Source organism: Pseudarthrobacter humi, from assembly GCF_024294965.1.
In the GTDB taxonomy this organism is placed as follows: Bacteria; Actinomycetota; Actinomycetes; order Actinomycetales; family Micrococcaceae; genus Arthrobacter; species Arthrobacter humi.
In genome coordinates this window covers 20,588-45,224 of record NZ_JANCLV010000001.1, presented here as the reverse complement: position 1 = coordinate 45,224, position 24,637 = coordinate 20,588, and the positions used below count along the sequence as shown (strand labels likewise).

Here is a 24,637-nt window from a genome sequence, read left to right as displayed (position 1 = left end):
GCCTGGGGGTGGGCAACGGCGAAAAGGATTCTCCTCATGGGCATCAGCTTGAAAACCACTTCCGGCAAGATTCTGGCTTCCGTCGCACTGGTGGGCACCGCCGCCGCAGTCGCAGGCATGGGCACCTACGGCGCATTCACGGGAACCACGACACGGGTCGATGAGCAGGTAACCGCCGGTACCGTCGATATCGACCTGACCGATCCGGGGACCCTGAGTGTCGCCGTCACCGGCCTGCTGCCCGGTGACTCCGTCGAAAAGTTCGCCACACTGAAGAATACTGGCAACTCCAACCTGAACACCGTGACGCTCACCACGGCGCCCACCGTCGCCTCAAAGCTCACCACTGAGACAACTGACGGCTTGCAGTTAACCATCGAGTCCTGCACCGTAGCCTGGACAGTCGTGGCTGCCGCGGAAGACACTTGCTCAGGGGTCAAGTCCACCATTTTGGCTAAGAGCGCGATCATCGGCTCGGGCACGGCACTTACCGGCCTGTCATCCGTTACGTCTGGTGCTGAGGACAAGCTCAAGATCACGACCTCCCTGCCTTCTACGGCAGACGACACCTTCCAGGGCCTGACCAGCACCATCGGCTTCACGTTCGACGCGACGCAGCGCACGGGCCAAGTCAAGTAGCAGACAGTCCTGTGCGTTGGGGGCAGTCACGAACCCGGCACAGCGAACCCATAGCCAGAAGCACCAACAGACCGTCCTCAAGGCTGGATAGCGATGAGCGCAGTAACTGAAATTCCGACAGCGGCACGCAGCGCCGCCCAGGTAACTGAGCTGTCCCAGCGCCCCCGCACCCCCCGCGGCGGCGCTGGGACCTTCATCTCCGCACGGGCTGCGTCGCGCGTCAAAACCGGCTTTCGCCGCGGGGCCAACGTCCTCACAACGACGATGCTCGTCGTGGCAGTGTTTGCATTCCTTTTCCTCGCTGTTGGTCCCCGGGCCCTGGGTTATCAGACGTCCACGATGCTCACCGGCTCGATGTCCCCACTGATCCATGCGGGCGACGTTGTGGTCACGGTCCCCACCGCAGTGGGTGAAATCGTAGTGGGCGACGTCATCACTTATCTCATTCCTGTTGAGAACCATCGAGTGGAAACCCACCGCGTCACGCAGATAATCACAAATGCGGACGGGACGACGGCTGTCCGGACCAAAGGTGACGCCAACAACGGCGTAGATCCATGGACCGCAACGCTCAACGGAGCGACCGTTGACCGGCACGTCCTGACCGTCCCCTATGTGGGTCAAGTCATTCGCACTTTGCGTCAGCCGGTTGTCCTGAACACCCTTATGTACGGCGCACCGGCCGTGCTGGTGATTGGATTGCTGGCGTCCATCTGGCGCAAGGACCCGGAACCAGCAGTCAGTGGGTAGCCGCACTTCGGCTGCCGCAAGGGTGGCCCGGGCCACTGGCGTTACGCTCGTCGTCGTTCTGGGCCTGATTCTCGCCCCCGCAGCAAGCGCCTCCTTCAGGTCTGCCAGCCAAGCGTCAACAGGCATTTCCACGGCCACCCTAAACACGCCGACGACTTCCACGATTTCGCTGAATGCCAGCTGCAGCCAGAACAAGAGGACGCTCACTGTCACCTTGGCCGCCACGGGCTCGCTGCCGTACGCGAACGCACTACAGATCACGGCGGACGCCGGTGGAACCGTGTCCTCGAAGGATCAAGCGCTGGCATACAACGGAAATCAAGTATTTACGGCAAACTCGGGCGGTCAGACAGTCTTGTTCAAGCTCGAAATCCGAGCAATCTACAAAGTAGACGCCACTCACGCTTGGACCAGTCAGCCGCTGCTTCGCACGTACACCTGCAGCTGATCAAGCCCGCCCTCAACTTGGATTCGACAACCCGGGGTCGCTCCTCCACGGCGGCCGGCGGCTCGACGCCGCAGAAGTGGTGCGCTGCGAAAAGGTGGGGGCACTGACCGTCAGTAATTCCGCCGGTGCTTCAGCCGCGGCAGCACAAGGGCAAACACTCCGGCCGCGGCAAACCCCAGGAAGCCTGTCGCCGAGACACCCGCACCCAGAGAAGAAAGCGCCGTCACCCCGGAGAGCAGGACCGGCCCGCCGGTTGATCCCGCATCGGCGATGAACCGCCACAGCCCCAGGAACTGGCCGCGGCCGCGGTCGGGCGAGAAGTCGGCGCCGAGCGTCATGATCAGGCCGGAGCTGATGCCGTTGCCGAAGCCGATCAGCAGCGACGCCAGCAGCAAACCGCCAAAAGACGCAGACAAAGGGATCAGCAGCATCGCGATGCCCATGATGATGGTGGACGGGATGGCCACGAACAGCCTGCCGCGGCGGTCCATCACCTTGCCGGCCGGGTAAAACACCAGCATGTCGATCGCCCCGGACAGTCCGTAAATCACGGAAGCCTGGGCCGGATCCATGCCCAGATGGTCCGCCCACAGCGGGATGACCACCTGGCGGGACGCGCGCAGCGCGCTGAGCAGCAGCACCCCCACCCCCAGCGTCAGGAACACACGGGCATGCGAAACGGCCACATTCCGCAGCGTCGGCTCCGGACCCTTGTGGCCGCCGTCGGGCGCTGGCGGGACCGCCAGGTCCGGGATGGTCACCGCCAGAACGGCGGCGGCCGCCATGCCCGCCACCCCCACCCAGTACGCTCCGGCGATCCCGGCGAACTGCATCACGCCGGCACCAATGAACGGCCCGATGAAGACGCCGATCCGGCTGACCCCGCCCAGCGTCGACAGCGCCCGCGCCCGGAACTGGACGGGCACGGCCTCGGTGAGGTATTTCTGCCGCGCCAGGCTGAAGACGCTGGCGGCCATCCCGACGACGGCCATCGCCACCGCGAGCAGCCACAGTCCGTTGGGAATCATGGATGACATGGCGGCGGCCGCGAGCGCCAGGGCGCCCACCCCCGCGGCGCCGACGATGGACCAGCGTTCGCCGAACTTGAGCGTGATGAGGGAGGCCGGCAGGTTGAAAAACCACGAGCCGAGCCCGATCAGGGTGACGATCAGCGCGGAGACCGCCACCGAGGCGCCGAGGTCACGGGCGGAGAGGACCACCACCGGGAGGACCGCGCCTTCGCCGATGCAGAACAGCAGCGCCGGCCCGAACGCGGGTATGGCGATGCTTCGGAAGTTGAACGGCTGCGGGGTTCCGGGCGAAGTCATCAGATTTATCTTATGCCGCCGGAAATTCGCCAGCTTTCAGGGGGTCACAAGCGGCCCCGCGAGGACTAACGTTTGCCTTGTGGGGCACTTCCGCCTGCCCCTCACAGCCAAGGAGGTCTCATGGGTGAAGTGTGGATCCGCACCATCAACAACGGCTTGGTCCGGGCCGACAAAGTCACGGAAATCGCATCTACCCGGGGGTCTCTGCATGAGGACCAGGGTTTTGCGCTGAAGGTCATCGTGGACGGCAAGGCCCACGTCGTCATTGACGACGGCGATCTGCCGGGCAGGCTTCCCGAACGGCTGGAGCACGCGCAGCATCTGGAGGATGCGCTGCTGTTCGCCCTCGACGAGGCCCGCGAAGCCGATTCATCCATGGTGGTCTTCTTCGATCCGGAGAACGACCGCTGGGCCCTCGCTGCTGCGGCGGAGCTGGCCGGCGGGATTCCCGCTGTCGGATAACCCCCGACGGCGGCATTCCACCACAGCGCGAACGGACAGTCAAGCCCCGCCTTTAAGCGCGAACTGGCAGCAAATGACGACAAACCTGAGGTTTGAGGTCATTAGCTGCCGGTTCGCGCTAATGGGGTCGCGGGTCAGGCTGCGGCGTGGCTGAACTCGGCCGCATGGGTGGTGGCACGGCGGGGCGCGAGGATGCTCAGCGTGCAATGGGTCTGCTGCGGGTCGATCCTGGCGGGCAGGTGATGGGTCTCGGAACAGACCTGAAGCTGACGCAGGGCTTCGGGATCCACGCGGGCGTTCCGCACGTCCAATTCCAGGTCCAGGTTGTGCTTCAAGGCGTTGGCGCGTTTCACCACCACGTAGAGAGCCTGGATGCTGTGGACGGTGACGTGGCCCTTGGCGAGAACCTGGGCCTTCGCATGGTCGAGATCTACACGGACAAGAATGCTGAGCTTTTCGGACAATATGATCATGCCTTCCTTGCTTGGCTGCGACGCTGCAGCCGGGGAGGCCGCGACGCTGCGGCCAAGGGCCGCGCCTCTGCAGCCTCATCCAGAGTAGGTAACGAAAGTGATGTGCGCAACATTTGAGCCCAGATATGTCGCGCACACCCCAGCGCGTACTCAGGACTACCTGGGCCGGTACACCTCGGCTCGGTGGTCGACCCGCAGGATGCTGATGCTGCTGTGTTCCTCATCAATGGAGTACAGGACGCGGTAGGGGCCGCGCCTAGCCGAGAGGAAGCCTGCCAGGTCCCGCTCCAGGGCCTTGCCTACGCGCTGAGGGTTTCTGGAGAGGTCGCCGCAGACGAATTCGATGATGGCCGGCAGTATCCGGGGAGGTACCGACTGCAGGTCCCGGCGTGCGGTGGGCGAGAAAATGACCTCATATGCCACGGGGGCTCAGCCCTGGTGCTTGGGCACGCCGAACTCTGCCCGGATCTGCTCCTCGGACAGGCCCTTCCCGTCGGCTATGTCCTGTTGGGCCCGGGCAAGGACTTCCCGGATGTTCGGCTGGGAAAGCCAGAACAGTGATTCCTGCAGTGCCTCCCATATCATCGGTTCCGATGATCACGGCAGCGGGTACGCCGTTCTTGGTGATAACCACCTGGTCATGGGTCTCGGCGGACCTCCAGAGCTCCAAAGAAACGGGGACGCCGGACCGGGACGTCTGATACGTTGGCCCAATCTCAGCTACAGAGGGGGATTCGCATGTCCGGCACGTTTGACGTCGATGTGGTCAGGGAGTTCAACGCTCCGCCGAGCCGGGTCTGGGCGGCCTGGACGGTACCCGGCGACCTGCGCCAGTGGTGGGGACCCACAGGTTTCACATGCCCGCGCGCGGAAGCCGATGTCCACCCCGGCGGCCGGATCCTCGTGACGATGCGCGCGCCCGCGGAGTGGGGCGGGTTCGAGCAGCACAGCACCTGGAATATCACCGAGCTGGAACCCTTGCGTCTAATCCGCTACGTGTTCAACTTCGCCGACGCCGAGGGCAACCGCATCACGCCCGCAGAGGCGGGCATTCCCGCCGATGGCGTTCCCGCCGACGGTGAACACGAGGTGGTGCTGACCGACGTCGGTGACGGGCGCACCATGCTGCACATGACCGAGCGCGGGTACGGCACCCAGGAGGCCCGGGACATGTCGCAGAGCGGCCTTGAGCAGTGCCTCGACAAAATGGCCGCGCTCGTGGAGGGACGGCCGTAGGATCTGGAGCATGCATATTGCCGTTCCAGGAGGTACCGGAACCGTTGGCCAGCATGTCGTCTCTCTTGCCCGGGACCGCGGACATGACGTGACAAGCCTGACCCGGTCAGAAGGCGTGGACCTGGTCACCGGCCGCGGGCTGCACGAAGCCCTGCAGGGTGTGGACACCGTAATTGATGTCTCCGGAATCCAGACGCTTTCCACCAGGAAGGCCGTGGACTTTTTCACCGCCGCCACCCGGAACCTGCTCGCAGCGGAGGCAGCGGTTCAGTCCAGGCACCATATTGCGCTCTCGATCGTGGGCATCGAGAAGGCTGCGTCGGGGCTGTACGCCGGGAAGCTCGCGCAGGAGGATGCCGTCCGGAACGGAGAGGTGCCGTGGACCATCCTGCGGTCCACTCAGTTCCACGAGTTTGTGCCCATGGCCATCAGCGCCGCCTCGATTGGGCCGGTGGTCCTGGTTCCCCAGATGATCACTCAGCCGGTCGCGGCGCGGGAAGTGGCTGAGGCGTTAGTGGACGCGGCAGAACAGGGACCCCGCGGACGGGTTGCTGATCTTGGCGGGCCCCGTCGGGAGCAGCTCGCGGACCTGGTCCGCGAGTACTTGCGCAAATCCGGGCAGCGGAAGCTGGTGGTGAAGGTCCCGGCTCCCGGCGCCATGGGTCAGGCCATGCGCAGTGGTGACCTGGTCCCGGCGGCAGGCTCCGCCGTCGGGCTCCAGACGTTTCACGAGTGGCTGGAAGCCAGGCGTCCGGCAGCCTAGTGGCGCTGCCTGTGGCGCATGACCGCCGCCGCGAGCCCCATGGTGCCCATGAGGGAGCCGAGGATGATTGCCAGGCCAGTGAGGTATTCAAGAATGGTCATCGTTGACGCACCTTTCATAGGGCTGATGCGCTGACGCTAATGATCGATGCTCAGGATCAGCGAAGGATCGCCGGGTGCGTTCACTCAAGATTGTCGCCCACCCAGAAGTAGGTAGCAGCAGGTGTCGTTTTGAGGGCTCAAAACGACACCTGCTGCTACCTAGTTGGGGAAGGGGAGGCGGGGCAGGAAAAACCCTACCGGTACCCGTCCACGATCGACGCCGCGATTTCCTTGTACGCCCGGCGCGTCTCCGGCTTCAGCACGTCCAGGGTGACCAGGTCGCCGTCGGCCACACCGCGGTCGTGCGGTACGGCGATCAGCTGGCGGCAGATCCCGGCGAGGTGTTCCTCGATGGCGTCCTTGTCCACGCGGGAGGAGACCTCTTCCTTGTCGGTGATGACCACCACGGCGTTCCGGGCCAGGTCCTCGTACCCGTGGCTCGCCAGCCAGTGCAGGGTGCTGCGGGCACGCTTGGCCCCGCTCACCGCATACCCGGCGGCGATGATGATGTTGTCCGCCGACTGCAGGATCCCGCTCATCGCGTTGTGCGTCACGCCGGTGCCGCAGTCGGTCAGGGCCACGGAGTAGTAGTTGGAGATCAGCTTGCGGATCCGCAGGTACTCGGCGGCGGTCAGCGAGTCCGAGACCTCCGGGTCCTGCTCCCCCGCGATCAGGTGCAGCCGGCCGGCGTGGTGCATGTACCGGGCCAGCGCGGTGAGCGAGTCAACGCCCTCGATGTTCGCCAGCAGGTCCGTGATGGTGCGCGGGCTGGCCTGCTGGTAGATGCCCTCGCCGAGGGCGCGCTCCACGAGGTCGCCGGAGTCCGGGTTGGCGTCGATGGCGCAGGGCGGGTCGCCGCGGAATTCGGCCAGCGTCAGGCCCACGCCCACCGTGGTGGAGGTTTTGCCGATGCCGCCCTTGAGGCTCAGCACCGCCGTGTTGTAGCTGCCCTGCAGCTGGCGGGAGATACGGCGGCCCAGCTCGTCCTCCTCGCGCTGCTTGGCGCTGGGGCCCATGTTCCAGGCCCCGCCCGTGAGCGTGTAGAGGGCGCCGCGGACGCCGCCCACCGGCCGGGGCTTCTGCTCCTTGACGAACAGGCCCGGGGAGCTGATGAAGTCGGGCATGGGGCTGTCGGCGATGATGTCCGCGGTGGTGGGGCGGATGCGCCGGAACGCCGGTGCCGGCTCCAGTGCTTCCTCAGGAAGGTACGACGACGGCGGCGCGGCTTCGTCGCCGTCGTACGCCACTGCGGGGGTGCCATAGTCCGGTTCGGCCGGCTGCCCGTCCTGCGGCGCCGCCTGCGGCAGCGGGGTCACCGGCGGCCTGGCCGGCCGGCGGGTGGGCGCCGGGACAGAGCTGATGGGAGCAGAGACGGGGGCAGAGGGCGCGGGACTGCCTTGGTCGGCGGCGGCCGCCGCCTCCGCCCAGGAACTGCGGCGCGGTACCGGGGTGCCGGCGTCGGGGGTGCTCGAAAGATCTGGCGTTACAGCTGGCATGGTTCCTGTCTGGGCATCCGACAGCGCACCGTCGGCGCGACGGAGGTCACGGCGTCGCCGGGGCGGTTGCGGGAGCCCTGCATCTTCTGCGATAGGGCGTGCGTTCTGATCCGCCGGATCGGGCATGTCTGTCCCCCCAGGACTTTCGGCACAAGGTTCTGCGGCACTTTACGGACTGATTCAATCTGTAAGTCTAGGCGCTGGGGCGGAATTGCGATGTCAGGAGGCTGCATCGGCCGGCATCGGATGTCCCCGTAGGAGCGGAAGACCCAGCGGTCCCCCGCCTTGTGCCTGCTGGTTGTCCAGGGGCGGAACACCGGTGGAAGAACACGCGACGGTGAGAAAGTCCGGGCGCAACTCTTGACCGCCTTAAATGTTAGAGACTAACATTTTCGTTATGCGAAAAGCCGCTGCCACCCGGGCGCTCCTGCAGGAGCGGGCCATGGCGCTGTTCGTTCAACAGGGTTTCGACGAGACCACTGTCGCGCAGATCGCCGACGCGGCCGGTGTCTCGCAGATGACCTTCTTCCGGTATTTTCCGACGAAGGACGCCGTGGTCTTTGATGACCCCTACGATCCGGTGATCGCTGACTTGGTTGCCGCCCAGGACGCCGGGCTGCCGGCGTTGGAGCGTGTCCGGCTGGGCTTGCTGGCCGCGTGGAGCTCGGTGCCCGACCCGATCGACGATGCGCTCAGAGACAGGATCAGGCTGATAGCAGGCCATACGCGGCTTGCTGCCGGCATCTGGGAGAACAACCGCAGAACCGAGGACCTGATCGTTGAAGCCCTGACCGGAACCGGCGTAGGCCGCATTGAAGCACGGGTTGCCGCAGGAGCGTGCCTGGGCGGGTTGACGGCCGCCCTGCTGGATTGGGCATCGGCGCCGGACGGGCAGGAACTTCGGGAGCGGATGAATACGGCCTTGGACCTGATGCGCGAATCGGGCGGGACAGGGCGGCGTACCCGATGAAAACGTCAGCGGCAATTAAGGCGGAGCGGGTATCGAAGGCCTTGGGCGGAATACCCGTCCTGGACGACGTGTCCCTGGACGTGGGGCCCTCGGAAATCCACGCCCTGGTGGGGCTGAACGGAGCAGGAAAGACCACGTTGATGAGGATCCTTCTGGGGATGCTCAAACCCGACCTGGGCGGGGCTCACCTGACGGGGCTCCCCGTATCCGGCGCAGGCGCGCAGGTATGGTCACGGGTCGGGCAGATGCTGGAGACCCCGTTCGCCTACCCGGAGCTGACCGCGCGCGAGAATGTGTACTGCTCCGCCCGGTTGCACGGGATGGACCGGGACGCCGCCGGGTCCGCCGCGGGACGGGCATTAACTGATCTTGGCCTGGAGCAATATGCCACCCGGCGCGCCGGGACGCTGTCACTGGGAAACCGGCAGCGCGTAGGCCTGGCCGCCGCCCTGGTCCATGGTCCGGATGTGCTCGTCCTTGACGAACCGACCAACTCACTGGACCCGCGCGGTGTCATCGTCCTCCGCCGGCTGCTCCAGGAGGCCTGCCGGGACAGGGGCGCCGCCATCCTGGTCTCCAGCCACCACCTTGATGAGGTCGCACGGATGGCAGACAGGATCAGTGTGCTTCACCGGGGAAGGATCATCGGGTCGCTGCAGCCCGGGACCGTGGACCTTGAACGCCGGTTCTTTGACCTGGTGCTGCAGTCGGACATGCACGAGCAGGAGCAAGGATGAGCGCTTCCGGGCAGGCCCGGGAATTCGAGGCCCTGAAATTCCGCCGGGCGCCCGTGGTGCGGACGGTGTCCGTCCTGCTCGGTGTCGCCCTGCCGGTCCTCGCAGCGGCCTTTATGGTCGCCGCGACCTCCGAAGGGTCCAGCCAGATCGGCCTCAAAGCCGCGGCCATGCTGACAGGTGCCGGCTGGGCCGGGTATTTGGCCATGGTGGGAATGCTTCTGTCCGTCGGCGCACTGATGGGCGTCGGTTTCGTGGTGTGTTGGTGCTTCGGCCGCGAGTTCACCGAAAAGACCCAGGCCTGCCTGTTTGCCCTGCCTGTCAGCCGGGCCCGGCTCGCCTATGCGAAGTTTACGGTGATCCTGCTCTGGGCCCTGCTGCTCTGCCTGGTCAGCGTTGCGGTCGCCTTTCTTGCCGGTGCCGTCATCGGACTGGGCGCGCCCGGCCCGGATGATCTGGTGGCCGCAGCCAAGTCATTGTGCGGTGGGGCGCTGGCAGCCCTGCTGGCCTGTCCGCTCGCAGTCGTGGCCAGCGTTGCCCGCGGCTATCTTCCCGGCGTCGGCGCACTGGTGCTGCTTGTGGTCCTCACGCAGGTGGTGACGGCGTTCGGAGCCGGGGCGTGGTTTCCCTATGCAGCGCCCGGGCTGTGGATGGGCATGGGCGGCGCGGCGGCCGCCGAAACGGTCAGCCCACTCCAACTTTTCCTCTGCGTTCCGGTCTCCGTGCTCGGCATCGCCGTTACCGGTCAATGGTGGAAGAACATGCAGATCAGCTCCGGTTGAGAAAGGCCGCAGCCAAGTGCGTACCGTTCGGACCGTCCCGCGTTGGGCTCCGCTCAGGATGACACGATCGGTCAGCCGCGGGTGAGCGCGGCGATCACCACGCCGGCGGTGAGGACCAGAAGAACGGCCAGGATGGCGTAGGCCTGCCATTTGGGGCGGCCCTTATGCGGGTTGATATCGATATAGGGCATGGCTAGCTGCGAATACTCCTCGTGGCGGTCACCCGCACTGCGCGTCGCTTCCGGCGCAGCACGTGGTACATCGCAGCGAAGGGAATCAGCAGTGTGCCCAACAGTGCGCACAGCGCCAGAACATAGTCAATTAGAGCCACAACGGTCTCCGAACTTTAGAGTGATGCCCCATGCGATCAGAGGTCACGCTATCGGTCCGTCACGGGATTGACAAATCGCGTCAACGGCGCGGCGCGCCGCTATCTGTCACCGGTTGAGCGCGAGCACCACCACCGCTGCTGTGGCCGCTGTCAGGGCAGCCAGCGCAACGTAGGAAATAGCCTGAAATCTGCGACGGCGGAGCTCACTCCGGGAGTCGCGCGCGTACTGTGTGCCCCCATACTTACCCATGCCTCAAGGCTATGAACACAGGCTCAAGGTTTGCTCAAGTCACGCCCAATGTGACGTCTGTGGCCGCCGGGTTGCTGGCACCCATCAATGCGCGCCGGAATCGCCGACGCGGGCTTCGTGCCACGCGGCCCAGTCCGCCGCATGGATGGTGGGGCGGCCCAGATAGTAGCCCTGTCCCGAGGTCATGCCGAGTTCCGTGACGGCTGCGAGTTCCGCCGGGGTTTCGATGCCTTCGGCCACTATGCGGGCGCCGATCTGGCTGGCGAATTCGACCATCGCCGCACCCAGGGCCCGCTGGCCCTGGTTGCTGTCGATACCTGCGATGAGGCTACGGTCCAGCTTGATGATGTCCGGCCTCAGCTGGAGGATGTGGCGCATTGAAGCGAAGCCGGATCCGGCGTCGTCAACCGCTATCCGCAGGCCGCGCCGGCGTAGCGGCGCCAGGGCAGCCAGCAGGGGCGCGTACTCAGCCACGGCCAGCCGTTCGGTCAGTTCCAGGACGATCCGGTCAACGGGGAGCCCGGACCGTTCCAGGAATCCGGGCAGCCGGGGATCAAGGCACGTCTCGGGCGAGAGGTTCAGTGCCACATACAGGTGCTCGGGCAGCTTGGCCGTATTGTGGAGCGCCGCCTCCAGGGCGGCGAACTCAAGTTCCCCGCCCATGCCGACGCTGGCGGCCTCCTTGAACCAGCGGTCCGGGCTCCGGCCGTCGTCGCTGGGAAAGCGCGCCAAGGCTTCGACGCCGATCATGTGGCCCGTAGCGAGTTCCTGGATGGGCTGGAAGGCGGTGACGATCAGGTCGTCCCGGACAGTTTTGTCGATGCGTTCCGTGATGCGTTCGTTGAGGTACGCCCGTACCGTGGGCGCTGGAAGCCGCCGGCCGGACCCTGAGAACCCTGCATCCAGCCCGTCCAGGTCAGTGCTGGCCCGCCCTGAGACTTCCATCCAGACAGGCGCCCCGCTGCGGTGCCTGAGTGCTACGACCACGCCGGTCCAGCCGGAACCCTGGCCATCCAGGGAGTCGGCCACTGCCCGGCGCGCACTGGCAAGCTCATCCGGACTGATCACCATGCTGATCGGGTGGCCCACCAACTCGGAGGGGTCGTAGCCGAGCAGCATGGTGCTGGCCCGGCTGGAGAATGTGAAAGTCCCGCGGTCATCAACGGCCCAGAGCCAGTCCGGAGTGGCATTGAGTACCGTTTGCATGAGGTCTGTCATGACCCGGGCCCGGGCACGCAGCCTGCTTTGGCTGCGGATGCCCGTGGCCACGGCGCCGACAGCAACCAAGATCAGCCCTATGGCGGCGGAGCCAACAATTCCTTGTGCCACGGTGGAGTCCAGGAAGCCGAGGTCTCCGGCGAAGATGGCCATCGCAAGTACGAAGGCCACCTGCACGCAAAGGACACACAGGAGCAGGCGACTGCCGATGATTGACAGGATGCTCGATCCGCGCGATTTGGCCATTTGTACCCCTTCACCATGCTAGCCTGCTGGCCGCGCCGGTGCGGGGAAGTCCGGTGAACCCGGCGGTGTTTAGGTTCCTCCGGCCCACCGGGAACCGGCTGCCGCCCCTTGGATGGCCCGAGCACGGGGGTGGACGTCGGCCGGTATGCGCCGGATTTCATGGACCTGGGCAGGGGAAGCGTCATGTGCCGCCGGCGGGGGTGCCGGGCGGGCGGTCGCGGAAAGGTCCGTGATCAGCCCCATGCCGGCGTACTCACGCACGGCGGCGATGCCGGCCACAGCCGCAGCTTTGCCCTCAAACGCCTTGGAAACGGCCATGACGGTTCCATCCGGCGCGGTCAGCCGGAACCTGAAACAGGAGTCGGCATCAACAAAAACTACAAACATTCCGGCCATAAGTGTCCTTCCGCCTGCGGGTCCTGCGCGGCACCTTTGCCACGGAGCATCAGGGACGTATCCCTGCATCCGCTCCCCCGCTCATGTGGTCGTATCAACGTAATTTACGAATTCATCAAATGCTAAAGAGTCTGACTCAGGTCCGTCGCCGCACGCAAGTGCAAAACGGGATACTTCTGTCTGAAATATGAAAAATCAACGCCATCCAGGCGTATGCTCTACGTCAATAGGACAGACAGGTCTGTCCCTTGACGGCAGCATGGGCCACCAGTGCCGCCGACGAAAAGAAGACCAGAAAGAACGGAAGGGGTGCCCCTTGAGTGAGGTATCCAGCGCGCCGGCCGCGATGCCGGAAGCGAAGTCGGACCTGTTCAGGTCCCTGGGGCATCCAGTCCGCATCCGGGTGCTGGAGCTGTTGGCGGACGGTCCCGTGCGGGTGAGCGAGCTGCGGAAGTCGACCGACTTGGAAGCTTCCAACCTGTCCCAGCACCTCAGTGTCCTGCGTCGGCAGCAGCTCATCGTTTCCTCCCGCGCTGACGGCCAGATCCACTACCGGCTCAGCAGCCCCGAGGTTCTGCCGTTGCTCGCTGTAGCCGGCACGCTGCTGAGAAGCACGCTCCAGTCGGCCAGCCTGCACCTGTCCAAGACAGAAGCAGGTGCACAGGGAAACGCCATCGTCACGGACGAAGCCCAGCGGTAGAAACCGGTCATGGCGCAGGCTGCAGGCTAGGAAGCCCGGCAGCCCCTGAGCGGGCCCCGCGGCGGTTGCAACCCCAGCTACAACTGGATGCCGCTGCCAAGGAAGACACAGACCGGACTGCGGTCCGCGTTCCATCGACATCTCGAAGCTAACAGTACGGAGGCCGCATAAATCCGTTCCTTGGACTAACCTGCGGAAACCCTTGAGGAGATGCAAAAAATCCGGGGAAACAGTGGCACCGCGCCGTGGAGACTGTCGAAAGGGGAAATCCTGGTTGGAGCTCGGCACCCTCGCTGGACGTGCATTCATCGGCAACGGCAGATCCTTCACGCGCTCAAGGGAGGGCCAAGGTTTGCGCAGTATCACCCGAAGTCGGGGCTTTATCGTCGCCGGGGCCGTAGCCTCAAAGGATGGTCTTTTCAGCATCCGCCCCCTTCAGTACCGCAGGGGGTGCGAACTCCGCAAGTGCCCTCGAGACTTCCGCGCCGGCCGGAACGTTGACCCCGTTACCTGGCAATGAGGAGTTGCCGTTGGTGGACAGGACCGTTCTGCAAACCTTGGAAGAACAGCTGGGGCGACCGGACATGGCACGGAACTTTGCGAAGGATTATTCGGCGCTGTGGGGGCAGCGGGAGCGCCGTCTCGTCGACTCACTAGAGCGTGAGGATCAGGCCGCCGCGCTTGACGCGGCCATCAGCCTGAAAGTCTCCTCCGCTATGGTCGGCGGGTTACGCCTGGCATGTCATGCTCAGATGCTGGAGGCAGCCGTCCGGCATGGCGACCTCCGTCACGCAGCGTCCGTCCTGGCTCTGATTTCGATCCATGGCCCTGCCACGGTGAACGAACTCCAGCACCAGTACCTTCGGCAGCAACGGGGCTAAGCCACGGTTCCGGAGCGGCGCCTGCGGTTACGCGGACCCGCCGGGCGTAGATGGGCTGGCCAGCCGGTAGCCCGCGCCGCGGACCGTCTGCAGCCACAGCGGCGACTCCGGATTATCGCCGAGCTTACGGCGGAGGTTGCCGATGTGTACCTCGACAGCCCGTTCATCGGAGTCACTGATGCAAGCGTCCTCGCGATAGTACTCACCCCGGGCGGCGCGGACGAGCTCAGCTCGCGAAAGGACTGCTCCCGACGCCCGGAGCAACTCGTGGAGGAGATCAAATTCGCTTCGCGTCAGTTCCACACCTTTCCCGCCCACTGCGGCCGTCCGTTTCCGGTAATCCAGCGCCAACCCGTTGTGCCGGAGGACCGATTGCCCGACTCCGGCTTGGGGAGGCAAAGGTTCCGAAGGGGACGTAGCCGCAGTAGTGTCCAGCGTCTGCGGACGTGGCCGGCGCAGCATCGTCGCTATCCGCGCCCGCAGCTCCCGGGGCCGGAACGGTTTGGTGATGTAGTCATCGGCCCCTGCCTGGAGTGCTTCCAGCAGATCGGGCTCCTCCGTCCTTCCGGTAAGGATCACGACATAGGCGTTGCTGAACTGCCGGATCCTGCGCAGAACCTCGAACCCGTCAATATCAGGCAGACCCACGTCCAGGGTCACCACATCGGGCCGTATTTCCCGGACCGCCGCTACGCCTTCTCTACCGTCGCTTGCCGTATGGACCTCAAATCCTGATTGACGGAGCACACCCACCAACAGGTTCCGCATGTCCAGGTCATCCTCTATTACTACAGCCACACCCAGGTCGCTCATGGCCCCCCCACGTCAATCTGAAGAATCCCTGTCAGCCCAGCGCTGGCGCGGTATTCAGACCACAGTCCCTAAGCTACAAGGAACGCCACTGATGTGCATGAACTTTCATCGATCAGGCATCCGTCGGATGCTGCATTTTAGGGCCGCCGCCGCACGTGGGCATTCCGTTCGCGGTGGCTTGCGATTCCGCAAGCGCCTCTTCCAGCCGCCGCAGCAGAGCGTTCAGCATGGCGTTCGCGTCCAGCGTGCTCAGCGCTTCGTCGCCGGTCCCGTCACTCATGGCATCGTTGACTGACAGGAACGTCTGCGGCTTGTGTCCATGGCTGGCCGCCACCCCGAGCCAGGCCATGGCATCGGCGAAGGATGAGAAGAACCTCGTGGGGCAGACGGGGGAATGTCGGGCCAAGTAAAAACTGACTATGACGCGGTTCACCGGTGAGGTGCCCACAATGGCAGTGCGCGTCAGCGGCCAGGGGGCGGCAAATATTTCCCCCGCCCTATGCTCCACGCCTTCCATTCTGGCCATGTCGACGAGCATAGGACGATGGCGGCCGGAACACAGGTCCCTGACCTTGGCCATCACGGCGCGCGCGTCTTTTGCCGTCACCATTGCGCCAGGGGCCCAGCGAAGGTAAACGACGCCGTCGTGTAGTTCGACTACGTCCTTGTCGCCATCCAATGGTTGAATCCCCACAAAGTCTCCAAAAAAGTTCCCCGACCGTGGCGGTGAAAGCCACGGATACTCCGTTGGGAGCAAAAGCAGTGGTCAGTGCAGCGGCCGCGTCTCCTGCAGGCGCTTGATGAACCAGCGTGACTGCTCCGGGCCGTACGGCAGCACGGGGATGGCCTTGGTGGCGTCGGTGGGGGTTTCGCGGATGGACTGCTGGGCCTGGCGGACGGCAGTGGTCATGGTGTTGGCCATGGTCTTGACGAACTGGTCGCTGCACGGCTGGCCGTGGCCGGGGATCAGGAACTCGTAGCGGTGGCGCAGGGCCGAGATGTGGCGCAGGGAGTCGGCCCATTCCTCCGGGTAGGAGTCCTCGAAGGACGGGTGCGCGCCCTGCTCCACGAGGTCGCCCACAAAGAGAGTGGTGGGGGTTCCCACCAGGAGGTCGCCGTCGGTGTGGCCTCGGCCCAGGTAGAAGAGCGTCACGGTGATCCCGCCCAGGTCCACCAGCACGGGCTGGTCCTTGACGATGGCGTTGGGCACCACCAGTTCCACGTTCTCACCCTCGCCCGTGGACATCTCCGGTTCCAGCGTTCCCACGAACCGGCGCTGGAGGTCCCCGTGGTCGTCGATCTCCTGCGCGCAGTTTTCGTGTGCCCAGAACTCGGTGGCGCCGTCCGATGCGAAGACAGCGTTGCCGAAGAAGTGGTCGTAGTGTGCGTGCGTGTTGACCACTACCAGGGGCAAAGAGGTCTTCTCCCGCACCGCGTCCATGATCTCGCGCCCCTGCCGCGGCCCGCAGCCGGTGTCGACCACCATGGCCCGCTCGGAGCCCACAATCAGGCCGGTGTTCAGCAGTGATCCTTCGGTGACCAGCACGTAGTTGTCCGCGCCGACTTCGAGCCATTCTGACATTGTTTCTCCGTACCTCCGGAAAGCGACTGCGTTCTTCTTGGCCCCGATTCTACCCGCGGGCCCTTGAAGTTTCCGGGATGCGGGACGCGGTCCGGGCCGCATGTGGAGATCCATATTCCTAGCCGGGATTTCGCCTTAAATCCATCGAACTGCGTAACATCTCGCTATGCAGACAAAACAACACGCGTGCTTCTGTGATCACTGCGGCAGGATCACGAACCACGTGACCCACGATGTAAAGGCCGACGGCGGTGGCCAGCTGATCGCCAAAGTCCAGTGCGTCGAGCACGCCGGGGAAGCCGCGTGAAGCTTAGGCACGCTTCCCTGGAAGCCACGGAGTAGTTGCCATAGGAGCCCGGCCAGCTCCTTGCGAACTCAATGCCGGCAAATCCGAACGTCAAGTCGTCGCGTTGACCGCGCCGGCGAACCGGTCTTGACAAGCCGCTGCCGCAAGACGAAGTGCGGCCGCGCGAGCTTTCCACCAGCCTGCGCCAAGAGCACATTCCCCGGATACTCTACGACTGGTGGTGCCGCCGCTGCTGGAGGGCAGGAGGACCCAGCGCGGTCCCGGCCGTGGCGGGTGTTTTCTGGCATCGGAACACCGCGACACGTGGATCTGTACGATTCGTCGTCAGTCCAAAGGAATGGTGACGGAGACCCGGGTTCCCCTGCCGGGAGTGGACTCAATACCGACGGTGCCGTGTGCTTCGTGCACGGCCATGGTCATCAGGCACACTCCGTACCCATGATGTGTGGAGGCGGGGGTCTGGCACTCGGGGCTGTATCCGATGCCGTCGTCCGTGATGATCAGGCGGATGCCGTGGTAGACGGCCTCCAACCGGACGGTCACCTCGGTTGCACTGGAATGCCTGAGCGCGTTGGTAAGAATCTCCTGCCCGGCACGGTAGAGCAGGGCAGCGCATGGTGCCGGGATTTCGACGCCATGGTGCGGCGTTTCAAAGCGCACACAGACGCCTTGCTGGCGAAGCGGTACGGTCAGTCGGTCGATGCAGCCGGCAAGTCCCCAGGTGTGGAAGTCGAGGGTGAGGTCATCGGTGATGGCGCCTCCGGCGTGGTCTTTCTCCAGTGCTGTTGCTCGGCTCATGACTTCCCCTGCTTCCCTGCATGTGTTGTTCTTTGTGCGCCTGGCTGGCTATACGGTGCGCCCTTTCGGCAAGCATGCCCCGCCAGCCATAAGAATTCCGGCAGTTAGCCCCAGTACCGATGCAGGGTTTCAGCAGGTTCCGGCAAGGATGGGCCGACGCCGGGAACCTCCGGGCAGGACCCGCTGCGTACCTGGCTAGGCATTCCGTTCCGGGCTGTCGGCGTCCATGAAGAAGTTCTCGTCCTTCGCCTGATCAGATTCGGCACCGGCAGCCCGGCCTCCGGCGGCGCGGTAGCGGTAGGTGGCGCTTTCGTCCTGCACAATAAAGGTTTCCACGCCGCTGCGGTTCCAGTGCAGGACCAGGAGTCCGTAGCGTTCGGCCAGCTTTGCGAGCGTTGCGAAACTCGTCACGTCGATGACCGGCCGCCCCTGGGGCGCAGTCATGGGATGCACCCGGACCAGGAGAGATGAGTAACGGCGTCGGATGCCCGTGGCTTCATCCAGCGGCGCAGCGCGGCGTGCCCGTACCAGCAGCACAGTCCCCGCAACGATGACCGCGAGCAGCAGCACGGCGGACACGGCGCGGGCGGTGGCGGCGGTGATGTTCCAGCCGTTGAGTCCAATGGTCCTGGGCGCCAGGATGGTCTGTTGGCTCGTGGCGCTGTCTGTCACGGTGAGGGCCTGTTCCCCGCCTGTCAGGGAAAGCTGAAGCGGGGTCAGGTTCAAGGGTAGTTTGGGCATAAACTCAGCGCCGGACTCAGTGGTCACTTGCGGCATGAGGGCGATGGATACGGGGGCGGCGCTGACCCCGGTCACGGCAGCAGCCGCCTCGGCCTTGTCTTCGAGGGCGTTGAGGTCCAGCGTGACGGTGCCTTCGTAGCCGTTGCCGGTGAACGACTCCGGGCCGGCCAGTGGCACGGTCGAGTGCCAGCCGCTGGGGCTGGTCAGTTCCGCAGCAACAGCGACTGTTCCCGGATCGCCTTCATAGGTGAAGGTGACGTCAACACGGTTGGCCAGTTTGCGGAATATCGGGTCCGGGGAGGTGGCAGTGGTGCCGTCGTAGGCGGCGGTCCGCCCGACGTCGGCGGTGTAGGAGAACTTCATGCTGGTGCCGCTCTTGACCTCGGCGGACGACGGCGCGTCGAGGGGTCCGGCCCAGGCTGCAGCACCCAGCGCTGTGCCTACGATCCCGAGGAGTCCCAGAACGGCCGCGGGGATCCGAAGCGACGGGGTGAGGATGCCGGCCGAAAGACCTCCTGCCGAAAGGCGCATGGCGGGGCGGTCGCTGATGTGGCGGGACACGGTGCTTCTCCTCTTCTTGCGTAATTTGCGTGTGGTGGCGGCCGTGCCGCCTCCGGCGACTAATGCGAAGGCGATGACGCCGAGGACGGGTGGGCTGGTAAGGCGTTCGAGCCACAACCCGCCTTGCGGGATCTGTACGGCGAGTTCACCGATGAGCTGGTCTCTGGTTGGCTGCTCCGGATCGAGCCAGGGATTGTTGTCACCTTGGAAGGTGTAGTGGCCATCCTCAATGGAAACAATGCGGTGCAAAACCATGGTTTGGAGCAAATCACTTCTGTAGGCCACCACATCACCGACGTCATAGCGCTCTGCAGGACGAAGGATCCCGAGATCGCCGGCACGGAACTGCGGCTCCATACTGTCGCCGAAGGTGCTGAGATAAGTAGTCTGGCCACCCAGTGCCGCAGGCCATGCCAGCCACAGCCAGCCGGCGAACGCGACGATCGCCACTGCCCTGACCCAGAAAGCTCGCCGCACTGTTTTCCTCATCCTTATCCGGCCTGAAAAGAAACAGCGGGCCGGGCCGGCCAGAATCCCTTAGGGTGTCTGGCCGGCCTCAGCCCGCAGGATGCTGCTAGTTGACGACGACGCCCGTTGAGGTCAGGCCGCTGGTGGACTGGCTCTGCGTGCAGGTGTAGGTAGTGATGATCGTAGTGGTTCCGCTTACCGTACCGGTACCACACGCAAATGACGTGCCGCCATTGTAGTTCATCTTGACGGTAGAAGTGCTGGTGTCACCGGCCAGGACCAGTGTGGCTGAATCGATGCTGTCGCCCACTGCATTGAGGTTGTACTGGAGCGAGTTCACCGTGGCGCCGCTGACGGTGGTGGTGGCGTAACCGGTGAGTGGCTTGGTGGCATCCGAAGCGAACGTGTTGCCCGCCGTGAAAGCGGAACCCGCGGCTACGGCGAGGCCGGCGACGGACAGGGCGGTGATGATCTTGGCGGATTTGCGCATGGTGATGTTTCTCTTTCGGTTTAGGGGTGGCCCGGCTGACCTGGCAGGTCCCGTGGCTTTGCGTCCCCGGCTTCCGCCGGGTTTGCCTTTATCAGTGAACCGTTGTGAAGAAGAAGAACTTTGCGGTTTGTCGTGCACCGATGAAACGAAGGTAGCAAGCGAAAACGCCCGCGGGACGGGATCTTGGACGGTCCTGCGGGAACCTTTCGGCCCTTCTATCCATTCATTGGAGTTATCGCGGAAAACCTGCGTCTGAGGCGGAAAACCTGCGTTAAAGAGGCCGGGGCCATCCGCGGGCATCTCACCGGAGCCCAGCCACGTGCCGCCACGCGGCCCTGGCTTCCCCTAGGCTGGCGAACTCGCAACTGTCCTGCCCCATGGGAAGCCCCTGGGGCGCTTCCCCCATGAACGCCAGGACCACCGCCGAGAGCCGCTTCGAGTCCGCCCCTGCGTGACTGGCGGTTGACCACGACAGGAGCTTGCCCGGCTCATCGAGCCGGAGGCAGGCCAGGGCCCCGATGACACACAGTTCATGCACATCGTCTACCGCGGAATGCGCCTGCATTCGTTCCAGCGAGGACTGAAGGAGTCCGTGGGCGCGCTGAGAATCTCCTTGGCGGGCCGCCACGAGCGCATCGATGGATTCCACCTGGGCCATGCCGATGGAGGAATCCAGTGCGGCGTTCAGCTCCCTCGCCTCCTCGAGTACGTCCTGGCAGTTGCTCGTGCCAATGATCTCCTCCACCCGTGCCAGATGGCGCAAGCCCCGGGCGAGCTCCAAGTGCCGGCCATGTTCCCGGGAATATTGGGTGGCTAGGGCAAAAGACATTCGGGCGCGCATGAAGCTGCCATTCCAAAACCAGAGGTGGCCGAGGAGATCGGCCTGCTCATCCGTGGAGCACCAGTCCACTTCCATTTCCTCCAGCTCGTGCCGGGCGGTTTCGAGCTTCCCACTCCGAAGAGCCGCGAGCACTTCAAGTTTCCTCCTTCGGCGACGGATTTCAGGCTCATCGCTGGTCTGCCCGATCGCGAGAACGTTCAGGCATTCCCTGATCTCACCTCGCAGGAGCAGGCGTCCGCCGGCAGCCACGCGCGCCAGATCGGCCATCCAGTCGGAGCCTTCGTCCGAGGAAGGGTCGCGTTCCCCCAGATTTCCTGGGGCGTCACCCTCCAGCTGGCACACCGAGTACACCAGACCGGATAAGCCAGCATGGCGTGCGGCCCGGCCAGCTTCCATCGCAAGCTGCCGGCCGTATCCCGCGCTGTTGGCGGCAAAGATCAAGGAAACCGCGGCCTGCGGTACAGCGGCACCGAGGCTCGAGACTTCCTCCAGGAAACGCACGGCCTGGAACACGCGGGCGCGCCCCAGGACATCCGTCTGCCTGGAAACGGCATTCTCGCTCACCCAACGAGCTGCCTTGGTGAGCAGCGATACTTGCTGGCCGGCAGTCCAGGCAGTGCCCTGTTCGACGCTCGAGGCCACCACGTGACGCACTCCCTCGCTAACTCGGAGATCAAGCCACGGGGAGTCGTTCTCTTCGATAAAGTGACGTTCAACAAACTTCTTCAGCTCCGTCGGGAGGGCCTGCGGGACGAGATCCTCCAGCAGCAGGATATTAAAGGCGGGAATGAGTGCCGCAGCCTGAAGAAGGTTCTGCTCCACTGGCGAGAGTCCTCGCATTGTCCTGGTAAACAGTTCCGGAAAGCCGCCGGCCAGGTCATCCTCAGTGAGGAGCAAATTCCGTTGCTGCCGGATGTTGCAGAGGTCCGTGCTCAGTTGAGGTATACCGGGTATCCACTGCCCCTGTCCACGATCATCGTGAGGACATCTTCCGGAGGCCCTTGGAGTTTCCGGGATGCGGGACGCGGTCCGGGCCGCATGTGGAGATCCACATTCCTAGCCGGGATTTCGCCTTAAATCCATCGAACTGCGTAACATCTCGCTATGCAGACAAAACAACACGCGTCCTTCTGCGATCACTGCGGCAGGATCACGAACCACGTGACCCACTATATAAAGGCCGACGGCGGTGGCCAGCTGATCGCGACGGTCCGGTGCGCTGAGCATGCGGAGGAAGCCGTCTGACGCTGAGGTCGCTGGACCGCTTGATTCTGGGTCAGCCCGACCGACCTGGGCATCCCGGTCATCCGTCCTTGAAGTGGTTCCACTCGTTCATCCCTGGCCGCGGTGGTCGCTGCCTCGCATCCGTGCGGCCACGATGATGCCGGAGAGCGCAGTCAGGCCGGCGACGACGGCGACGGCTGCCGGGATGCCGTAGGCGTCGGCGATGATGCCGGAGAGCAGGGCGCCGACGGCGAACCCGCCGTCGCGCCACAGCCGGTAGATGCCGACTGACCTGGCCCGCCATTCGGGGTGGGCGACATCGCCGATCGCTGCAAGCAATGTGGGGTAGACCATGGCGGTGCCGGCACCGAGCAGGACGACGGCGGCAAGCCAGGTTCCGAAGTCATTTCCGAGGGCGACCATACCGAGCGCCAGGGCTTGGACGAGCATGCCTCCGGCGATCAGCGGTTTGCGCCCGATCCGGTCCGAGAGGGCGCCGGTGATCAGTTGACCGGCGCCCCAGACGGCCGGGTAGACGGCGGCGAGGATGCCGATGCGTTCGATGCTGAGCCCTGCGGCGGCGAACAGGACAGGGAACAGCCCCCAGGCCAGGCCGTCGTTGAGGTTGTTTACCATCCCGGCCTGGCTGACGGAGGACAGGGACTTGTCCCGGAAACTGGTCAGAGTGAACACCTCACGGTTCCTCAGCCCGGCATGGCTGCCGGCGTGGACCGGGACGTGCACTGCGGCTTCGGCTTTGGCGTGGTGGTGTGTTTCGCCGATGGTCAGCACGGACATGCCGAGGCCGACGGCGATGAAGGCAGCGCCGAGCAGGAAGGGCCCGGGGCGCAGTCCGTAGGAGGAAGCGATGTAGCCGGTGGCCAGTGCGGTGCCTGCGACGCCGAGGTAGCCGGCTGCTTCGTTCAGCCCCATTGCCAGGCCGCGGCGTTCGGGACCGACGAGGTCCATTTTCATCATCACGGTGGTGGACCAGGTCAGGCCCTGGCTGATGCCCAGAACCACGTTGGCTGCCACGATCCAGCCCCAGGAAGGCCCGAAGATCAGCAGGAGGGGCGCCGGGAGGGCGATGAGCCAGCCGGCGACGAGGACCGGTTTGCGGCCGTAACGGTCCGAGAGGGTTCCGGCGAAGTAGTTGGTCGCGGCTTTGGCCAGACCGAACGCCAGGATATAGGTCAGGGCGGAGGTGTACTTATCGAGGTGGAAGACTCGCTCAGCCAGCAGCGGCAGCACCGTGCGCTCCTGGCCGAGGGTTCCGCCGACCAGGGCGTTGACGGCAACGAGGAGCATGAACTGCGCCAGGTTCTGCCGCAGGCCCAGCGTGATGACGTCGGTTGTCCGAGGCTGCTGGCGGGATTGGGTGTTGCCTAAGGCCATTGGCGGATCCTGTCAGTGTTAGGGGTGCCGGTCAGCGGGCTTGGACGGTGGCCATCATGCCTTGGTCTTCGTGGTCCAGAATGTGGCAGTGGATCACGGTGCGGCCGGCGAAGTCGTCGAAGGCCACCCGGACTTTCACTTGGCTGCGGGCGGGGACGTTGACTACGTCCTGCCATTTGGGCCTGGTCACGTTGCGGTCGCCGTCCTGGACGATCTGCATCGGCCACACATGCAGGTGGATGGGGTGGTCCATGGGGCTGGAGTTGGTCAGGGTCCACTCCTCCACCGTCCCGGCTGCGGCCGTCTCGTCGAGCCGTTCGGGGTCGAATTCCCGTCCGTTGATGAAGCTCTACGCGGTTGCCGGGGGCGAGAACCACTTCGGTGACGTCCTCGGGAATCGGCAGGCGCCCGAAGTCCCTGCTGAGCAGCCGGACCTGCTGTCCGTCAAGTGCCAGGCGCAGGTACCGGGAGGGGCAGGCGTTGATGATCCGCCACCGCTCCCGTTCTCCGGGCGCGGCGCGCAGTTGCGGGCGGAGTTGCCCGTTGACCAGGACGATCTCTCCCTCACGTCCCATCATCTGCTGCATCTGGTCCACCTCGGCGAGATTGCGGGCAGCGTCGAGGGACAGGTCGGAGACCACCAGCACCCGCTCCCGGGTGACCGGGACCGGGTCGGGGTCCTCCACCACGATGGCCCCGTAGAGGCCGGCGGCGACCTGGTCGGCGGCGTGCCCGTGGCGGTGCGGGTGGTACCAGTAGGTACCAGGCGGGTGGTCCCCGGGCAGGGTGAACTCGTAGTCGAAGGACCCGCCCGGGTCAATGCTTACGAACGGGTTGTCGCTGTTGCCCTGTGGGGAGACGTGCAGTCCGTGCACGTGCAGGTTCGTGGGAGCCTGCAGCCCGTTGCGCAGTGTGACCCGGATCGTGTCGCCCGCGCGGACCCGCAGGGTCGGACCGGGCAGTGAGCCGTTGAACGCCTGGACGGAGGCATCCCGCCCGCCGACCCGGACCCGTGCCAGCGCGGCGGTCAGGTCCAGCTCCAGCACCCGGTCGCGGCTGGCCAGCACCTGGGGTTCGGTCAGGTCCTCACCCCCGGTGTATCCGGGTCCGTTGCCGGTGGTCAGCCACAGCCCGGCGACGCCGGCAGCCGTAGCGCCGGCCCCGACCGCACCCAGTGCCAGCAGCTGGCGGCGTGTCAGCGGCCTCACCTGCC

28 protein-coding genes, 1 pseudogene and 1 riboswitch are annotated in these 24,637 nt (G+C 65.0%); of the genes and pseudogenes, 12 read left to right on the top strand and 17 right to left on the bottom strand.

All coding sequences use genetic code 11. The features are described from left to right. The first annotated feature begins 36 nt into the window (after nt 1-36). Both NFC73_RS00270 and NFC73_RS00265 read left to right on the top strand, forming a co-directional pair. Nucleotides 37-639 carry a TasA family protein gene (locus NFC73_RS00270; protein WP_254746638.1) on the top strand — a complete coding sequence of 201 codons (603 nt, stop codon included), beginning with the start codon at nt 37-39 and terminating at the stop codon, nt 637-639. A gap of 93 nt (nt 640-732) precedes the next feature. Further along, nucleotides 733-1,389 carry a signal peptidase I gene (locus NFC73_RS00265; RefSeq protein WP_254746635.1) on the top strand — a complete coding sequence of 219 codons (657 nt, stop codon included), beginning with the start codon at nt 733-735 and terminating at the stop codon, nt 1,387-1,389. Nucleotides 1,390-1,947: 558 nt separating this feature from the next. On the opposite strand, the gene NFC73_RS00260 is transcribed toward NFC73_RS00265, so the two are convergent. Next, on the bottom strand, nt 1,948-3,165 hold the full coding sequence (locus NFC73_RS00260; protein ID WP_254746632.1) for an MFS transporter: 1,218 nt from the start codon (nt 3,163-3,165) through the stop codon (nt 1,948-1,950). A 120-nt stretch (nt 3,166-3,285) separates the two neighbouring features. Here NFC73_RS00260 and NFC73_RS00255 point away from each other — a divergent pair, with 120 nt between their 5' ends. Next, nucleotides 3,286-3,627 carry a hypothetical protein gene (locus tag NFC73_RS00255; RefSeq protein ID WP_254746629.1) on the top strand — a complete coding sequence of 114 codons (342 nt, stop codon included), beginning with the start codon at nt 3,286-3,288 and terminating at the stop codon, nt 3,625-3,627. A 134-nt stretch (nt 3,628-3,761) separates the two neighbouring features. On the opposite strand, the gene NFC73_RS00250 is transcribed toward NFC73_RS00255, so the two are convergent. From NFC73_RS00250 to NFC73_RS00240, 3 genes are all read right to left on the bottom strand, one after another. Beyond that, complete coding sequence (locus NFC73_RS00250) at nt 3,762-4,100, bottom strand: hypothetical protein (RefSeq protein ID WP_308292632.1); 339 nt, start codon at nt 4,098-4,100, stop codon at nt 3,762-3,764. Nucleotides 4,101-4,256: 156 nt separating this feature from the next. After that, nucleotides 4,257-4,523 (bottom strand): type II toxin-antitoxin system RelE family toxin, encoded by a 267-nt coding sequence (locus NFC73_RS00245; protein ID WP_254746626.1) that lies wholly within the window; start codon nt 4,521-4,523, stop codon nt 4,257-4,259. Nucleotides 4,524-4,529: 6 nt separating this feature from the next. After that, nucleotides 4,530-4,685, bottom strand: a complete 156-nt coding sequence (locus tag NFC73_RS00240) for a type II toxin-antitoxin system Phd/YefM family antitoxin (RefSeq protein ID WP_305884497.1) — start codon at nt 4,683-4,685, stop codon at nt 4,530-4,532. Nucleotides 4,686-4,838: 153 nt separating this feature from the next. Between NFC73_RS00240 and NFC73_RS00235 the strand changes: the two genes are divergently transcribed. Beyond that, nucleotides 4,839-5,336: an SRPBCC family protein gene (locus tag NFC73_RS00235; RefSeq protein WP_254746623.1), complete on the top strand. Its 498-nt coding sequence runs from the start codon at nt 4,839-4,841 to the stop codon at nt 5,334-5,336. A 10-nt stretch (nt 5,337-5,346) separates the two neighbouring features. Beyond that, nucleotides 5,347-6,099: an SDR family oxidoreductase gene (locus NFC73_RS00230; protein ID WP_254746620.1), complete on the top strand. Its 753-nt coding sequence runs from the start codon at nt 5,347-5,349 to the stop codon at nt 6,097-6,099. 295 nt (nt 6,100-6,394) lie between these two features. On the opposite strand, the gene NFC73_RS00225 is transcribed toward NFC73_RS00230, so the two are convergent. Next, nucleotides 6,395-7,822 carry a MinD/ParA family protein gene (locus NFC73_RS00225; RefSeq protein ID WP_372494523.1) on the bottom strand — a complete coding sequence of 476 codons (1,428 nt, stop codon included), beginning with the start codon at nt 7,820-7,822 and terminating at the stop codon, nt 6,395-6,397. Between the two features lie 271 nt (nt 7,823-8,093). Between NFC73_RS00225 and NFC73_RS00220 the strand changes: the two genes are divergently transcribed. The 3 genes from NFC73_RS00220 to NFC73_RS00210 are packed head-to-tail and all read left to right on the top strand — an operon-like array spanning nt 8,094 to nt 10,182. Further along, nucleotides 8,094-8,666 carry a TetR family transcriptional regulator gene (locus tag NFC73_RS00220; protein WP_254746615.1) on the top strand — a complete coding sequence of 191 codons (573 nt, stop codon included), beginning with the start codon at nt 8,094-8,096 and terminating at the stop codon, nt 8,664-8,666. After that, the gene (locus tag NFC73_RS00215) at nt 8,663-9,403 is read left to right on the top strand and encodes an ABC transporter ATP-binding protein (protein ID WP_254746613.1); all 741 of its coding nucleotides are present in this window, start codon (nt 8,663-8,665) and stop codon (nt 9,401-9,403) included. The genes NFC73_RS00220 and NFC73_RS00215 overlap by 4 nt, the downstream gene beginning before the upstream one ends. Beyond that, nucleotides 9,400-10,182: an ABC transporter permease gene (locus NFC73_RS00210; protein WP_254746611.1), complete on the top strand. Its 783-nt coding sequence runs from the start codon at nt 9,400-9,402 to the stop codon at nt 10,180-10,182. Before NFC73_RS00215 ends, NFC73_RS00210 begins: the two co-directional genes overlap by 4 nt. A gap of 437 nt (nt 10,183-10,619) precedes the next feature. Here NFC73_RS00210 and NFC73_RS00205 read toward each other — a convergent pair whose 3' ends face one another. The 3 genes from NFC73_RS00205 to NFC73_RS00195 form a co-directional block, all read right to left on the bottom strand. Beyond that, complete coding sequence (locus NFC73_RS00205; protein ID WP_254746609.1) at nt 10,620-10,763, bottom strand: hypothetical protein; 144 nt, start codon at nt 10,761-10,763, stop codon at nt 10,620-10,622. Nucleotides 10,764-10,847: 84 nt separating this feature from the next. Further along, entirely contained in the window at nt 10,848-12,227 is a 1,380-nt protein-coding gene (locus NFC73_RS00200; RefSeq protein ID WP_254746607.1) for an EAL domain-containing protein, read from the bottom strand. Between the two features lie 69 nt (nt 12,228-12,296). Next, complete coding sequence (locus tag NFC73_RS00195; protein ID WP_372494522.1) at nt 12,297-12,545, bottom strand: hypothetical protein; 249 nt, start codon at nt 12,543-12,545, stop codon at nt 12,297-12,299. A 394-nt stretch (nt 12,546-12,939) separates the two neighbouring features. On the opposite strand from NFC73_RS00195, the gene NFC73_RS00190 reads away from it, so the two are divergent. Further along, a complete protein-coding gene (locus NFC73_RS00190) occupies nt 12,940-13,323 on the top strand; it encodes an ArsR/SmtB family transcription factor (RefSeq protein ID WP_254746603.1) in 384 nt (127 codons plus the stop codon). 584 nt (nt 13,324-13,907) lie between these two features. Next, nucleotides 13,908-14,204 (top strand): Hpt domain-containing protein, encoded by a 297-nt coding sequence (locus NFC73_RS00185; protein ID WP_254746601.1) that lies wholly within the window; start codon nt 13,908-13,910, stop codon nt 14,202-14,204. Nucleotides 14,205-14,231: 27 nt separating this feature from the next. Here NFC73_RS00185 and NFC73_RS00180 read toward each other — a convergent pair whose 3' ends face one another. From NFC73_RS00180 to NFC73_RS00170, 3 genes are all read right to left on the bottom strand, one after another. Then, on the bottom strand, nt 14,232-15,017 hold the full coding sequence (locus NFC73_RS00180) for a response regulator transcription factor (protein WP_254746598.1): 786 nt from the start codon (nt 15,015-15,017) through the stop codon (nt 14,232-14,234). Between the two features lie 112 nt (nt 15,018-15,129). Further along, nucleotides 15,130-15,711: a DUF7793 family protein gene (locus NFC73_RS00175; protein ID WP_254746596.1), complete on the bottom strand. Its 582-nt coding sequence runs from the start codon at nt 15,709-15,711 to the stop codon at nt 15,130-15,132. Nucleotides 15,712-15,783: 72 nt separating this feature from the next. Then, complete coding sequence (locus NFC73_RS00170; protein ID WP_254746594.1) at nt 15,784-16,599, bottom strand: MBL fold metallo-hydrolase; 816 nt, start codon at nt 16,597-16,599, stop codon at nt 15,784-15,786. 166 nt (nt 16,600-16,765) lie between these two features. Between NFC73_RS00170 and NFC73_RS00165 the strand changes: the two genes are divergently transcribed. After that, nucleotides 16,766-16,906 carry a hypothetical protein gene (locus NFC73_RS00165; protein WP_254746591.1) on the top strand — a complete coding sequence of 47 codons (141 nt, stop codon included), beginning with the start codon at nt 16,766-16,768 and terminating at the stop codon, nt 16,904-16,906. Nucleotides 16,907-17,230: 324 nt separating this feature from the next. Here the strand turns inward: NFC73_RS00165 and NFC73_RS00160 are convergent, their stop codons facing one another. The 4 genes from NFC73_RS00160 to NFC73_RS00145 form a co-directional block, all read right to left on the bottom strand. Continuing rightward, nucleotides 17,231-17,704 carry a sensor histidine kinase gene (locus NFC73_RS00160; protein ID WP_254746588.1) on the bottom strand — a complete coding sequence of 158 codons (474 nt, stop codon included), beginning with the start codon at nt 17,702-17,704 and terminating at the stop codon, nt 17,231-17,233. A 195-nt stretch (nt 17,705-17,899) separates the two neighbouring features. After that, a complete protein-coding gene (locus tag NFC73_RS00155) occupies nt 17,900-19,483 on the bottom strand; it encodes a signal peptidase I (RefSeq protein ID WP_254746584.1) in 1,584 nt (527 codons plus the stop codon). 97 nt (nt 19,484-19,580) lie between these two features. Further along, nucleotides 19,581-19,964 (bottom strand): hypothetical protein, encoded by a 384-nt coding sequence (locus NFC73_RS00150; protein WP_254746581.1) that lies wholly within the window; start codon nt 19,962-19,964, stop codon nt 19,581-19,583. A 22-nt stretch (nt 19,965-19,986) separates the two neighbouring features. Continuing rightward, a riboswitch (cyclic di-GMP riboswitch) is annotated at nt 19,987-20,061 on the bottom strand. A gap of 204 nt (nt 20,062-20,265) precedes the next feature. Then, nucleotides 20,266-21,627 carry a hypothetical protein gene (locus NFC73_RS00145; protein ID WP_254746578.1) on the bottom strand — a complete coding sequence of 454 codons (1,362 nt, stop codon included), beginning with the start codon at nt 21,625-21,627 and terminating at the stop codon, nt 20,266-20,268. Nucleotides 21,628-21,909: 282 nt separating this feature from the next. Here NFC73_RS00145 and NFC73_RS00140 point away from each other — a divergent pair, with 282 nt between their 5' ends. Continuing rightward, nucleotides 21,910-22,050 (top strand): hypothetical protein, encoded by a 141-nt coding sequence (locus NFC73_RS00140; RefSeq protein ID WP_254746576.1) that lies wholly within the window; start codon nt 21,910-21,912, stop codon nt 22,048-22,050. Nucleotides 22,051-22,137: 87 nt separating this feature from the next. On the opposite strand, the gene NFC73_RS00135 is transcribed toward NFC73_RS00140, so the two are convergent. Further along, entirely contained in the window at nt 22,138-23,424 is a 1,287-nt protein-coding gene (locus NFC73_RS00135; RefSeq protein WP_254746573.1) for an MFS transporter, read from the bottom strand. Nucleotides 23,425-23,455: 31 nt separating this feature from the next. Beyond that, nucleotides 23,456-24,632: pseudogene (locus NFC73_RS00130) on the bottom strand (multicopper oxidase family protein). Between the last annotated feature and the right edge of the window lie 5 nt (nt 24,633-24,637).

Coding starts and splice junctions, on each gene's coding strand:
- NFC73_RS00195 (WP_372494522.1), bottom strand. CDS start 12,545: ATGGCCGTTTCCAAGGCGTTTGAGGGCAAAGCTGCGGCTGTGGCCGGC.
- NFC73_RS00140 (WP_254746576.1), top strand. CDS start 21,910: ATGCAGACAAAACAACACGCGTCCTTCTGCGATCACTGCGGCAGGATC.
- NFC73_RS00150 (WP_254746581.1), bottom strand. CDS start 19,964: ATGCGCAAATCCGCCAAGATCATCACCGCCCTGTCCGTCGCCGGCCTC.
- NFC73_RS00225 (WP_372494523.1), bottom strand. CDS start 7,822: ATGCCCGATCCGGCGGATCAGAACGCACGCCCTATCGCAGAAGATGCA.
- NFC73_RS00235 (WP_254746623.1), top strand. CDS start 4,839: ATGTCCGGCACGTTTGACGTCGATGTGGTCAGGGAGTTCAACGCTCCG.
- NFC73_RS00205 (WP_254746609.1), bottom strand. CDS start 10,763: ATGGGTAAGTATGGGGGCACACAGTACGCGCGCGACTCCCGGAGTGAG.
- NFC73_RS00230 (WP_254746620.1), top strand. CDS start 5,347: ATGCATATTGCCGTTCCAGGAGGTACCGGAACCGTTGGCCAGCATGTC.
- NFC73_RS00185 (WP_254746601.1), top strand. CDS start 13,908: ATGGCACGGAACTTTGCGAAGGATTATTCGGCGCTGTGGGGGCAGCGG.
- NFC73_RS00250 (WP_308292632.1), bottom strand. CDS start 4,100: ATGATCATATTGTCCGAAAAGCTCAGCATTCTTGTCCGTGTAGATCTC.
- NFC73_RS00160 (WP_254746588.1), bottom strand. CDS start 17,704: ATGAGCCGAGCAACAGCACTGGAGAAAGACCACGCCGGAGGCGCCATC.
- NFC73_RS00260 (WP_254746632.1), bottom strand. CDS start 3,165: ATGACTTCGCCCGGAACCCCGCAGCCGTTCAACTTCCGAAGCATCGCC.
- NFC73_RS00220 (WP_254746615.1), top strand. CDS start 8,094: ATGCGAAAAGCCGCTGCCACCCGGGCGCTCCTGCAGGAGCGGGCCATG.
- NFC73_RS00215 (WP_254746613.1), top strand. CDS start 8,663: ATGAAAACGTCAGCGGCAATTAAGGCGGAGCGGGTATCGAAGGCCTTG.
- NFC73_RS00180 (WP_254746598.1), bottom strand. CDS start 15,017: ATGAGCGACCTGGGTGTGGCTGTAGTAATAGAGGATGACCTGGACATG.
- NFC73_RS00240 (WP_305884497.1), bottom strand. CDS start 4,685: ATGATATGGGAGGCACTGCAGGAATCACTGTTCTGGCTTTCCCAGCCG.
- NFC73_RS00170 (WP_254746594.1), bottom strand. CDS start 16,599: ATGTCAGAATGGCTCGAAGTCGGCGCGGACAACTACGTGCTGGTCACC.
- NFC73_RS00255 (WP_254746629.1), top strand. CDS start 3,286: ATGGGTGAAGTGTGGATCCGCACCATCAACAACGGCTTGGTCCGGGCC.
- NFC73_RS00265 (WP_254746635.1), top strand. CDS start 733: ATGAGCGCAGTAACTGAAATTCCGACAGCGGCACGCAGCGCCGCCCAG.
- NFC73_RS00270 (WP_254746638.1), top strand. CDS start 37: ATGGGCATCAGCTTGAAAACCACTTCCGGCAAGATTCTGGCTTCCGTC.
- NFC73_RS00135 (WP_254746573.1), bottom strand. CDS start 23,424: ATGGCCTTAGGCAACACCCAATCCCGCCAGCAGCCTCGGACAACCGAC.
- NFC73_RS00165 (WP_254746591.1), top strand. CDS start 16,766: ATGCAGACAAAACAACACGCGTGCTTCTGTGATCACTGCGGCAGGATC.
- NFC73_RS00200 (WP_254746607.1), bottom strand. CDS start 12,227: ATGGCCAAATCGCGCGGATCGAGCATCCTGTCAATCATCGGCAGTCGC.
- NFC73_RS00210 (WP_254746611.1), top strand. CDS start 9,400: ATGAGCGCTTCCGGGCAGGCCCGGGAATTCGAGGCCCTGAAATTCCGC.